This is a genomic window from Dyadobacter sp. CY326 (assembly GCF_021390515.1).
Lineage (GTDB): Bacteria > Bacteroidota > Bacteroidia > Cytophagales > Spirosomataceae > Dyadobacter.
Window position 1 is genome coordinate 638,086 of record NZ_JAJUXI010000002.1, and the last position, 12,887, is coordinate 650,972.

10 protein-coding genes are annotated in these 12,887 nt (G+C 45.5%); 9 read left to right on the top strand and 1 reads right to left on the bottom strand.

The genetic code is table 11. The annotated features are described in order from the left end of the window. The first annotated feature begins 28 nt into the window (after positions 1-28). The 8 genes from LZG73_RS03295 to LZG73_RS03330 all read left to right on the top strand — a co-directional run bounded on the left by LZG73_RS03295 (position 29) and on the right by LZG73_RS03330 (position 11,268). Positions 29-937 carry a carbon-nitrogen hydrolase gene (locus LZG73_RS03295; RefSeq protein WP_255697001.1) on the top strand — a complete coding sequence of 303 codons (909 nt, stop codon included), beginning with the start codon at positions 29-31 and terminating at the stop codon, positions 935-937. Positions 938-1,719: 782 nt separating this feature from the next. Then, complete coding sequence (locus tag LZG73_RS03300; protein WP_233846133.1) at positions 1,720-4,878, top strand: SusC/RagA family TonB-linked outer membrane protein; 3,159 nt, start codon at positions 1,720-1,722, stop codon at positions 4,876-4,878. A gap of 40 nt (positions 4,879-4,918) precedes the next feature. Continuing rightward, complete coding sequence (locus tag LZG73_RS03305) at positions 4,919-6,397, top strand: SusD/RagB family nutrient-binding outer membrane lipoprotein (protein WP_233846134.1); 1,479 nt, start codon at positions 4,919-4,921, stop codon at positions 6,395-6,397. 38 nt (positions 6,398-6,435) lie between these two features. After that, positions 6,436-6,918, top strand: a complete 483-nt coding sequence (locus LZG73_RS03310; RefSeq protein ID WP_233846135.1) for a hypothetical protein — start codon at positions 6,436-6,438, stop codon at positions 6,916-6,918. Positions 6,919-7,025: 107 nt separating this feature from the next. Then, complete coding sequence (locus tag LZG73_RS03315) at positions 7,026-8,216, top strand: histidinol-phosphate transaminase (protein ID WP_233846136.1); 1,191 nt, start codon at positions 7,026-7,028, stop codon at positions 8,214-8,216. A gap of 168 nt (positions 8,217-8,384) precedes the next feature. Next, the gene (locus LZG73_RS03320) at positions 8,385-9,479 is read left to right on the top strand and encodes a hypothetical protein (RefSeq protein ID WP_233846138.1); all 1,095 of its coding nucleotides are present in this window, start codon (positions 8,385-8,387) and stop codon (positions 9,477-9,479) included. Between the two features lie 16 nt (positions 9,480-9,495). After that, positions 9,496-10,083 (top strand): hypothetical protein, encoded by a 588-nt coding sequence (locus LZG73_RS03325; RefSeq protein WP_233846140.1) that lies wholly within the window; start codon positions 9,496-9,498, stop codon positions 10,081-10,083. Between the two features lie 126 nt (positions 10,084-10,209). Further along, positions 10,210-11,268 carry an agmatine/peptidylarginine deiminase gene (locus tag LZG73_RS03330; protein WP_233846141.1) on the top strand — a complete coding sequence of 353 codons (1,059 nt, stop codon included), beginning with the start codon at positions 10,210-10,212 and terminating at the stop codon, positions 11,266-11,268. Positions 11,269-11,475: 207 nt separating this feature from the next. Here the strand turns inward: LZG73_RS03330 and LZG73_RS03335 are convergent, their stop codons facing one another. After that, entirely contained in the window at positions 11,476-12,270 is a 795-nt protein-coding gene (locus LZG73_RS03335) for a glycoside hydrolase family 25 protein (protein WP_233846142.1), read from the bottom strand. Between the two features lie 160 nt (positions 12,271-12,430). Between LZG73_RS03335 and LZG73_RS03340 the strand changes: the two genes are divergently transcribed. Then, entirely contained in the window at positions 12,431-12,811 is a 381-nt protein-coding gene (locus LZG73_RS03340; protein ID WP_233846143.1) for a DUF3244 domain-containing protein, read from the top strand. Positions 12,812-12,887: the final 76 nt, after the last annotated feature.

Genomic DNA, 12,887 nt, shown 5'->3' on the forward strand with positions numbered 1-12,887 from the left:
TGAACATTAAGTCCACAAACGACCATTCATGAATAAAAAGGTAAACATTGGCATTGTCCAAATGAGCTGCACGGAAGATGTTGATGCGAATTTTCAAAAAGCCGTTCAGGGAATCCGTGACGCTGCGGCGAAAGGTGCCAACATTGTATGTCTTCAAGAACTTTTCCGCTCGCTATATTTCTGTGATGTGGAAGACCATAAAAATTTCCTGTTGGCCGAACCCATCCCCGGTCCATCGACCGAGTCGCTGGCCTCAGTGGCAAAGGAGCTGGGCGTTGTGATTATTGCTTCGCTTTTTGAAAAACGTGCGCACGGCCTTTACCATAACACAACAGCCGTTTTGGATGCTGACGGCGCTTATTTGGGAAAATATCGCAAAATGCACATTCCGGACGATCCCGGTTATTATGAGAAATTCTATTTCACACCGGGCGACGCTGCTACGGGTGAGTCCATTGGAGAAGCGGGCGACAAAGATGGTTACCGCGTTTTCGACACGAAGTTTGCAAAAATTGGCGTTCTGATTTGCTGGGATCAATGGTATCCTGAAGCGGCACGCATTACGAGCTTGATGGGTGCCGAGATCCTTTTTTATCCCACCGCAATTGGCTGGGACACAAATGAAACGGACCCGATTATCAATGAAGAACAATATGGCGCATGGCAAACCGTCCAACGCGGCCATGCCGTTGCCAATGGCGTGTATGTTGTTGCTGTGAACCGGACCGGACGTGAAGCAGATCAGCAATTCTGGGGCGGATCATTCATTGCCAACCCGCAGGGACGCCTCCTTTATCTTGCTCCACATGAAGAAGAAGTGACGCACGTGGAAGAACTGGATTTGGAGAAACTGGATTTTTACAGAACAACCTGGCCTTTCCTGAGAGACCGTCGGATTGACTCTTACCGCCCGATCCTCAAACGATACATTGATTGAGGAAAAAGTCGAAAATATAATTATTTCTAGTTAGTAGAAAGAGGGATCCGTAATAGGGTCCCTCTTTTGCATTTTACTGACTATGCCCATCACTATGCGCGGAATTCTCCGCTTAGTAACTTTCCGTCACAAGATTTTTTGAACTGACTATGTATAAACGTCTAGTTTATAGACAATTATAGTTCACAAACCGGTTTAATAATCTAGTGCTTTTGTAGAGAATCTGTGAAAACGGGAAATTTAAATTATTTATAAAATTATTACCAAAACGCTTTATAATGAATTTAAATGACCAATTATAATTGCAAAAAACTCCATTTTTTTAATTTATTCTCTTGCATTTTTTCACATTGTCAGTATATTTGAGAAGTCGTTAAACGAATGACTGAACTTCTGAATAGTAGATATATTCCAGCCGCACATGAATATATCTGACTGTAACAGGGGGAACACAATAAAAAACCGGTTGTCATTTTAATGGCGCATCCGGCATGTTCTGTCCTGCTACAATATAATTTTTTTAATACTGATTTACCGTAGACGCCGTGGACAAGCAACATTGTCGACGCCGGGACTTCTTTGTTCCTGCTTAAACATGCTTCGCTGTTTGTCCTCGATTTAAGAGGGTATTGCTTTCCGGAAAAGCAGTTTTGCAAGCTTATGGCTGTGTTGTTCTGTCCACGCGAAAGTGTGTGCGGCGCACGGCAACGTGGACACCACACAGCCATAACTTTTTCACTCCTATTACTGATGCCTAACAACAATTTAACTCATCTTCTCCCATGCGTAAAGTTCTACTCTTATTATTATGGGCTTCTCTCTGTTCTCCGCTGGCCTACGCTCAGGTGCGGCAGATCAGCGGCAAGATCTCAGCGGCCGACGATGGTCTCGGACTCGCTGGCGCCTCCATCATATTTAAAGGAACCAATGTCGGTTCAAATGCAGACGCAGACGGAAAATTCAGTTTTTCTGTTCCAGGTGATGGAATCCTTGTAGTTTCTTATGTGGGCTTTTTAATTAAAGAGGTGCCCATCGGAAACCAAACTCAATTTGACATAAAACTTGACGCCGATACACGACAACTTGCCGAAGTGGTGGTTACCGCATTCGGGATAGAACGCGAGAAAAAAGCATTGGGCTACACAGTCCAGGAAGTGAAAGGAAGCGCTTTAACGGAATCACGCTCAACAAACGTTGCGAATGCATTATCCGGTAAAATCGCCGGTGTGCGTGTTCAGGCGAATGGCGGACCGGGCAGCAGCTCAACAATCCAGATCCGCGGATCTTCTTCTGTTTCAGGAAATAACCAGCCGCTGATCGTCATCGACGGTGTGCCGATGGAACAAACTTCCAGCAAAACGCTTGGTGGTGGAATTTCGGAAGTTAACCCGGACAACATTAAAGAAATGTCTGTCTTGAAAGGGCCTAATGCAGCTGCATTATACGGTTCACGCGCAGCAAACGGGGTTATTTTAATTACAACCAAAAACGGTCAGGGAACGAAAGGATTGGGTGTTGAGATAAATTCAAACATTACATTCGAACGTCCGTGGATCAAACCTGATTTTCAAAACACTTACGGCGGAGGAAGCGGTTACCGGACCTGGTATAACGACGGATGGAGCTCTTCCATCACCGATCCTGCCCAGATAGCACAATACAGAGCAGTTTATGACGCAAGATATCCTCTGGCTGGTTCAGAAGGGACTGATGAAAGCTGGGGAGCACCTATGGATGGTCGTATGGTGAGACAGTGGTGGACTGGTGACGATGTTGCGCCACTGACTCCTCAGCCTGACAACTGGGAAGAATACTGGCAGACTGGCCGCACGATCACAAACAGCGTGGCGCTTTCAGGCGGCAACGATAAAGGTTATTTCCGTTTGGGATTGAGTCGTGTGGATCAGAAAGGGATCATGTATTACAATGATTTCCACAGAAACAACTTCCGCATCAACTCGGGTTATAATTTGACCAAAAACATCAGCATTACATTGTCTGGTGAGTATATCAAATCCGGATCTGACAACCGCAGCTATGCAGGCGGACAGGAGTTTATCTGGTCACACCGAAGTGTATCCTGGGATCAGCTTCGTGATTATGAAAAATACACAGACGTGCATAACCAGAAAGCGGGCGACACAGATCCACCGAACTGGCAGCACACATTCTTCACTAACCCGTATTTCTCACAAAAAGAAATGCCTTCCGGAAACGAGAAAGACAGGTTGTTAGGAAACATTGCATTGAATTACAAGATCCTTCCTTCGCTTTCCTTAATGCTTCGCTCGGGAACGGATTACTGGTCAGACACGCGGATCAATGTGACCAACTTCCTTCGCGTTCGTAACGGCACAAGAACACCAGGCCGCTTCAATGAAGAAGTCTTGCGCAGCCAGGAAACAAATACGGATTTCATGTTAACTTACAATAAGAACATTACCAATGATTTTGGATTGAATGTTCAGTTTGGTGGAATTCAGCGTAAAAACTATTACAAGAGAAATTACTTCGCTGTTGGAGAAATGGTTGTGGACGGACTGTATAATGCAGGAAACTCCGTGCCGAGCGCTAACACCATTGAAAGTGAAATTAGAGAATCGGAAACGCAAAGCTTGTTTGGAACAGCAAACTTCTCTTGGAGAAACGCGCTTTTCCTGGACCTTACTGCAAGAAACGACTGGTCAAGCACATTGCCTTCCAATGCACGCTCCTACTTTTATCCTTCTGCATCCGTGAGCGCGGTGATCACTGAGTTGTTCGACGTCAAAAGCAGTGTATTAACATTCGGAAAGCTTCGCGCCAGCTATGCACAAGTGGGTAACGATGCAACGCCTTATCAGCTTGCACAGACATTTACAGCGAGCGGTTCATGGAATGGAGCGGTGCCAAAATTTGCCGAGAACATTCAAATTGCAAACTCAGAACTGAAACCTGAGATCACAACCGGTCTTGAATTAGGTGCTGATATGCGCTTCTTTAAAGGAAAAGTCGGTTTGGATGTGACTTATTATGACCAAACTACGAAAGACCAGATTCTGGGTGTTGAGATCTCAAAAGCAAGCGGTTACAACACAAGAATCCTGAATGCTGGAAAGATAACCAACAAAGGAGTTGAACTAACGTTATCCGGAACGCCTGTAAAATTGTCAAATGGATTTAGCTGGGAGGTTTCTTTGAACTATGCACGCAACCGCAACAAAGTGGTTGAGCTGGCCGAAGGACTTACAACTTACACATTGGCAACGCAGCGCGGAATGTCCTCAGAGGCTCGTGTAGGAGAATCATACGGAACATTCTACGGAGTTGGTTTCCAAAAATCACCAGACGGACAAGTTGTTTACGGAGCCAATGGTTTGCCGGTAACGGTCTCTAACCAAAAACTAGGCAATGTGCAGCCTGACTGGATCGGTGGGATGCTTAACACATTCAATTACAAAGGATTCTCATTGAGCGCATTGGTTGACGTTCGCATTGGTGGCGACATTTATGACGAAGGAACAGGAACTGCGCGCTGGACAGGTCAATATGCCGAAACAGCATTGGGCCGTGAAGAAGGTGTAATCGGAAAAGGAGTTCGTGAAGTTACAGGAGCGGATGGAAGCAAATCCTACATTCCTAACGACATCATTGTCACTGCAAACCAGCTTTACGGTTATAGCAACCCACGTAACTATCACGAATCAGCGATTTTCGATGCGAGTTATGTAAAGCTTCGCGAGGTTTCATTGGGTTACAGCATCAGTCCATCATTCCTGAAAAGGATCAAAATTCAGTCTGCAAAACTTTCAGTTGTAGGGCGCAACGTGTGGATGATTTTCAAAAACACGCCGCACATCGATCCTGAAATTGATGCAAAAGGAGGAAACGGACAAGGTTTTGGTTACGGAGAGCTTCCTAGCTCACGCAGCGTGGGTATGAACCTGTCATTGTCATTCTGATCAAGTCAATTTTGTTAACTGACCTTAAAGAATCTTCAAAATGAGAAATATATTAAATCATAAAACCATTTGGATGACGGCGCTGGCGGGGATTCTTACCGCATCGAGCTGCACCAAAGATTTTGATGAAATGAATACAAGTCCGAACAGCCCGACGGCGATTGGACCACAATATTTGCTTCCTACGGGCATTGAAACAGCCATTGACCGTTACTGGGGGCACCGGACACGTTTCGAGCGCATCAACATTGACGCAGCCGAGCTTTATGTGCAGCATTTGACCCGTAACATTTATTCCAATGAAGGCGATGATTACACAGTTTCCCCTGCATTGGTTGCCAACAACTGGAAAGGTTTTTACAACGATTCGCAGCTGAATTTTCAACGCATCATTGAACTCACTGGCGAAGGATCTGCAACACCAAATTCTAATTACGAAGGCGTTGCATTGGTAATGCGTTCATGGGTTTTCTCCTTACTAACAGACCTTTACGGAGCAATTCCTTACAACGACGCGATCAAAGGAACAGCAGATTCACCCATTTACACACCTAAATACGACCCAATGGACGTGGTGTACGCGGGCTTGCTGAACGACCTGAAAATGGCCAACGAAAAACTGGTTGTAGGCGGACCGGCCGTTGCTGGTGACATCATGTATGGCGGTGACATTCTGAAATGGAAAAAGTTTGCCAACTCGTTGCGTTTGCGCCTTGCAAACCGTCAGGCTGTTAAGAAACCTGCTGAATCAAAGGCGATTATGGCTGAGATTGTTGGGGACGCTACCAAGTTTCCAATCTTCACGAGCAATGCGGACAATGCGCAGCTCAACTGCACCACGGTGTTGCCGAGCAACAACGAATGGAACCAGGTGATGAAGCAAGACGGCCGGACAGACTGGAACATTAGTAAGACATTGGCTGACAAAATGAATGCGCTCGATGACGCCCGCATTACCAAATATGCCAATCCAAACAAAGATGGAAAATACGAAGGTCACCCGAACGGCTTGCCGGACGCGATTGCGACGACTTACCTGGCGACGAGCTCAACGATTGGTGATGCATTTACCAAACCGGAAGCACCGGAAGTGATCATGACTTTTGCAGAGCTGAACTTCATTCTGGCCGAGGCAGCATTGGACGGCGAAATTACAGGGAATGCAAAAACCTACTTTGACGCGGGCATAGCAGCTTCTTTCGCACAATATGGCTTGGTTCCTTCGGCATCATTCACAACGAAACTGGGCGCAGTAACGAGAGAAAAAGTCTTGGAGCAGAAATGGGTAGCACTTTTCGGTCAGGGTGTTGAAGCCTGGGCAGAATGGCGCAGAACTGGATTCCCTGTTTTCCCTGCGGTTGACCCACGTGCGGTTTTGCAAAACGGAGGCATCCTGCCTACTCGCTTCCCTTATCCAAACTCCGAATATTCATTGAATGCGGAAGCTGTAAAAGCGGGAGAGGGATTGAATGGCGGCCCCAACGATATGAAAACCAAATTGTGGTGGGCTGAAAAGTAAGGCGGTAAACATTCATTATTTATTCAAGAATCGAGATTATGAAAAATATCAAAACATACTTTCCCGCAATTTGCTTCGTGCTGACGCTTTCACTGGGACTGGCATCTTGCAAAGAGGAAGATCCGTTCCTCGACAGAGAAGTGGCGCCTGTGCTGGTTGACATTGTCGGTGCCGCTTTCGGTGCGCCCATTGCCAGCGAACCGACTGTGGGTTACCAGGCAACTGCTGCAAAAATCACGCTTTCTGCCAGATTATTAGAACTGGATAAGACAAACATTCTGGACAACACGAAGGGCATCGACTCCATTCCCGTTCCTAATGTTCCCATCAAAATCACTTTGCGGACCGGAACTGTTTTGGGTGAAGTTACATCCAATGCACAAGGCCTTGTAACCATTGACAAAACATGGGCTGAACTGGGTGTTCCTGCACCGAAAGTCGGAACGGTTACCAAGATTTCCTGGACGGGAACGTACAAGGGAATTGCATTCACAAGATTATCACAAGTACAAGCTAACTAGTTGAAAAACAAGCCAGCTGCACATATAGTTGGTTTGTTTATTTTGTATATTGTATCGAGGACTTTACCACAAATTTTTATCGTCACATATTTCTAAACAATACAACAATGACTCAAAAAATGGACCGTCGAAATCTGTTAAAATCCGGTTTATTGGCAATCGGAGGGATGACTTTGGCACCGCACCTAAGCATGGGCGCTTTTGCAACTGCACCCCTAAGCCTGGACCCTGAAAACCGCATTTTCCGCAGCCCAATGGTGAGAGAACACTTCTTGCCAAATGACTTCAAAGCACCTAAGATCATTGCGAAGCTGAACTCCAATGAAAATCCTTACGGACCGCCGATGTCTGCGCAAAAAGCCGTTGCTGATTCTGTGAAAAACGGAAACCGCTACGCATGGAAAGAAATGTACGATCTGATCGACAAAATAGCGAAGAAAGAAGGTGTTTCTGCTGACCACATTATGATGGGACCGGGCTCATCGGATCTTTTGGAAAAAGTGGCTTTGGTAACATTCATGAACGGCAAAGGTAACATCGTTTCTGCCGATCCTTGTTACATGTCACTGGTTCAGGTTGCGAAATCTGTGGGTGCAACCTGGAAACCTGTTCCTTGTACAGCCGACTGGTCACACGACCTGAAAGCAATGGAAGCCGCCATTGACAGTGAAACAAAACTGGTTTACGTTTGTAACCCAAACAACCCGACTGGCGCGATTACAAAAGGTCAGGATCTGTTGGATTTCTGCTCACGCGTTTCTGAAAAAGTGCCTGTATTTGTTGACGAAGCCTACATCGAGCTTGCCGTTGGAGCTGACACACAGAGCATGGTTTCTCTTTTATCTCAAAAGAAAAACGTTATCGTTGCCCGTACTTTCTCAAAAATCATGGGAATGGCTGGAATTCGCGTAGGTTACATGGTTGCGCTTCCTACCTACCTGGCGAGCATCAACAAAATCACGCGCGGCGGAATGGGAATCTCTTACACTTCCATCTTCGCAGCTTCTGCAAGTTTGGACGACAATCAATTCCAGGATAATACGCGCAAACTGAACCACGAAGCAAAACTTTACTTATACGAAAATCTGGACAAATTGGGATACAAATACATTCCTTCTTACACCAATTTCGTACTGTTCCCGATCAGCATCACCGGTAAAGAACTTTTGACCAAAATGACCGAAAAAGGCGTCGCCGTGCGCTCATTCGATATTCAAAACAAACCATGGTGCCGCGTTAGTATCGGAACGATGGACGAAATGAAAGCCTTTGTTGGTGCGCTTAACCAGCTGAGTTAATACTGTGCTAGCACTTCTGCTCCGCTCAGTGTGACAGGCTTTGTCAGCCTGAGCGGAGTCGAAGGCAGGTGCACTATGCCCGACTTTCACTCCTATAAAACTTCAAGAATCCAACCTACCCTCTTAAATCTTCATAAAACCCATTGACCATTCAAAATTCTTTTGATCATGAGTGATGCATTGCAAAAAACCATAACACTCTTATTATTAATTGGATTGGGGCTTCTTCTTAAGTCCAAGTTCAAAAACAAAGACCAGACTAATGGTATAAAAGAGATCATTTTGTCCGTTGCATTGCCTTCTACGATCTTTATATCATTAATGAAGATTGACATTGATTCTTCCATGATCATCATTCCGGTGGTGACCTTGGTTTTCAACTTCTTAATGTTCTTTTCCGCGCCGCTCGCGTTCTCATTATTTGGAATAGAAAAAAACAGCCCAACTGGCAGAACATTGATGATGCTCATCCCATCACTCGCTCCCGGCCTGTCGTGCTTTCCTTTTATCGCTGAGTTTTTAGGAGAAAAAAGTCTTGCTATCGCAGCACTTGCTGACGTTGGAAACAAGTTTTTCGTGCTGATCTCATTGTACATTCTCGCAATGAACATGTTCTTGAAAAACAGCGATGACAAGGAAACAAAAATGGGTGGAAAGCTGAAAAGTCTGTTTGCCAGCATGTTTCAGGAACCCATCAATCTCCTCATCTTCCTGGCCATCATTCTATTGAGCTTGGGAATTAACTACAACACGCTACCATTTGTCATCACTGAAATTTTTGACAAAACCAGCGCCATGATGACACCACTGGTTCTGCTGTTTATTGGATTGGCGGTTCAACTTAAAGAAGGCAAAAAACGCATTGTTGCCAGCATTTTGTTCTTCCGCGCTGGCATCACCATGATCATCAGTGCAGGAATGATTTACGTGTTGCACATTACAGACCTTTCCATGATTTTGCTGGCAGTTGTGATTCCATTGAGCGCAGCGAGTTTCTGGCCGCTGGCGCACATTTCGGCCTTTAATCTGCGGGAAGATGCCAAAGGATTAGCGAAAGAAAAACGGACATTTGACTTGGAACTTGCTGTGTTGTTGCTTGCATTTTCATTGCCATTCTCAACCATTTTGATCCTCGCAATCCTGTCTTCCGGCTCTTTCTTTGCGCACACATCTACATTGCTTACAAGCGGAATGGTCCTCATTGTCCTAGGCGCATTGCCTAATGCTTTGAGCAAAGTGTTTGTAAAAATGTCAAAAGCTTAATACTCAAAAACCATTTATGCATAAGATCGTATTAACGACAGCCTTATCACTTTTTTCGCTCAATCTAATCGCGCAAATTGATAATGCAGCGACGAATAATGTCAAATCGGAGGTGACCATTAAAGTGTCGAAGAAGTCAAAACGGCATAAATATTTTTCCGATAATGCGCCGGTTACGATGGCCGACGGAAGCGTAAAATGCATTGCCGACATTCGGGTTGGCGAACAAGTGAAAACTTGCAAAGACGGAAAAAGCATGGCTACGCAGGTGAAGCAAATCGATGTTTATAACAAACCCGATTTTTACCTGACGGCAATATATCTGCGCCCGGCTGAGGCAATGGCAAATTACGATTCGAACAAAGTTCCCGCATTGCTTTTGGAAGCCACACCAAATCACCGGGTGCAGACCAACAGAGGAAAAAAACGATTAAAAAAGCTTGGCAAAAACGATATATTGTATCATTATGAGCCTTCTACCGGCATAGTTTCGTCCTGGAAAGTTGGAGCTGTGAAAGAAAATGCGCGTGTGGTTTCAAAAGCCTACAACCTGGAAACCGAGGACGGCACTTACCTCGTAGAAAACGTGATGGTTGCACAATAGCATTATTTACTCAATATTCTGATGGACGCTGGCAACAGCGTCCTTTTTTGTTGCACACATTGTCGATTTGCAATTGCCAGTCAGAAAAACCTTTCCGACCTTTGCCTCTTAATATAACTTCTGATTGTGCCTGACATTAACACTTCATTGACTCCGAGAGAGTTAGGTTTCAGCTTTCCTGCCGAGTGGTTTCCGCATCGCGCAACCTGGCTTACATTCCCACACAACGAAGCATCCTGGCAAGGCGAAAGGCTTGCGAAGATGCTTCCGCAATATCTGGCCTTCATCAAAGCCATCAGCCAGGGAGAAAATGTAGGCATCATTGCCAACGACCCAAATTTGAAAGAGTTCATTTCCAAAAAACTTGAAGCGACAGGGGTTGATTTATCCAAAATCGAATTTGTAATAAAACCGACGAATGACGCCTGGTGCAGGGATCACGGCCCTTCTTTTGTGATCAATGAAAAAACAAAAGAAAAGGCGATCGTCAACTGGGGACACAATGCTTGGGGAGGCAAATATCCGCCTTATGACGACGATAACCGCACACCGAGCGCCGTGGCAGATTATCTCAACCTGCTGGTTTTCAATCCGGGCATTATCATGGAAGGCGGCGCGGTTGAATTCAATGGAGCTGGCAGTTTGCTCACGAGCAAATCCTGCTTATTAAATATGAACCGCAACCCGCATTTGAATCAAGGTCAAATCGAAGAAGCGCTGAGCCAATATTATGGAGTTGAGCAAATCTTGTGGGTTGAAGGCGGCATTGTAGGCGACGACACTGACGGCCACATTGACGACACAACGCGATTTATTAATGAAGACACTGTGATTGCCTGCGTTGAGCACGATCAGCAAGATGAGAATTTCGAAATCCTGCAAACAAATCTGCAAATGTTGAAACAAATGCGGCTGATCAATGGCAAGCAGCTCAATATCATTGAAATTCCAATGCCGAAAGCCGTCATTATCGACGATTTTCGCACGCCGGGATCTTATGCCAATTTCTTGATTTGCAATGCAGGCATTATTGTTCCAATCTTTAATAATCCGAATGATCAGGTTGCCATTGACATTCTGGAAAAGTCATTTCCCGGAAGAAAGATCATTCCGCTCGAAGCAACGGAGATTATCTGGGGACAAGGAAGTTTTCACTGCCTTAGCCAGCAAGAGCCACTGATCTAGTTCCTCTCAAGCAGCCCTGGGCTAAAGCCCAGGGCTATGATATCTTCTGCCACAAGTTGGATCGCCAGCGAAGCCCCTAGCCGGGTCACCGGCGACCGATCTCCTAACCCCAGGTTTTAACCTGGGGATCGCGGGATGGCGGGAGGGCAGCGCAGCGGGCAGGAGGGCGTGCAGGCGCGATGCGATGCGGGCGGCGAGGACACAACCTCACAAACCTACCCAATCCTCCGGCTCGTGCAAAAACACGTTATAATCTACAAACCCCCGAATGCCATCGGCCCAGCCTTTCTCACTATGCTGCCAAAAAAGGACGTGGGCGTCGGATGCGAGGTCGTTTAGATGCGTGCGCGAGTAACCGGCCAGCCAAAGGGGATATTCATCGAAGTTTCCGGCAATGTATTTTTTATAAAAATATTCATTCACGTAAATCACCGGCTTCACGCCATAATGCGCCTCTATCTGAACTAACCAGTTTTTTACGCCTTTGATAATGATGTCGTCTGGTTTTCCGGCGTGGGTTTCCAGGTCCAGAACTGGCGGCAAATCGCCCGCTTCCATCCGCACTTGCCCGATGAAGTTCTGCACCTGGCGATCGGACATGACTCTTGGATTGTAAAAATGATAGGCGCCGCGGCGCATTCCTACCCGCTTCGCCTCGGCCCAGTTTCGCTTGAATTGTCTGTCTAAATGTGTGGCGCCTTCCGTTGCTTTAATGTAAACGAAATCAATCCCAACATTTTCAGAACGAGTGGCTTTAAGCTTATCCCAATTAATTTTCGCATTGTGGTGTGAGACGTCGATGCCGTGAATGGCGTAGCGGAGCGGCAATTTTATTCCAAACTTGCTGATGAATTCCCACTGATTCTCATCCTTCCGATCAGACCACCAGACAAGCGCCCCAATTAAGACAATAACTCCGGCGATAATCGCCCAGCCCTTCGCAGGCAATGGTTTTAAATAACTCACTTTGGCCGCCGAAGCCCGAACTTTCCTTTTTGCCATACAAAGCAAAAGTACGAAAGATCATTGTTTGGTGTATTCAACCGTTCAATTTCCAGATTTGCCATTCATGTACTATGCTATGCATAGTACCTTACATCGCCGTATGTTTGTCATGTTCAAACGGAACAAAAAGAGCCAAACCTTAAAACAACTGTTAGCCATGAAAACTACATTCAAAACCATCGCATTAGTTATCGCATTTACTGCTTCCTTCGCATTCAATTCATTTGCAGACGATAAAGAATCTAAAAAAGTAACCGGATTCGGAACAGGCATATTCGTTGCCAAAAACCAAAAATTGTTCGTTAGCGTCGACAAATACAATGATTCAAACGCAATTATCCTGGTGACTGATAAAAAAGGCAAAACCATTTACCGCGAGCAATTGAACAAAAAATTAGAAAAAATCAGAAAAATCTACGACTTGAATGAGTTACCTGCCGGAGACTACAACATTGAAATTTTCAGCAACGGTGAAAAAGTAACCAAAACCATTTCCGTTAGCGAACCACTTACTGAACGCGCAATCAGCCTTCGGTAATCAACAAGAAAATTTAGCCAGAAAAACAAAAAAGGCGCCGCTGTTCAAACGACAGCGGCGCCTTTGCTTTATAAAG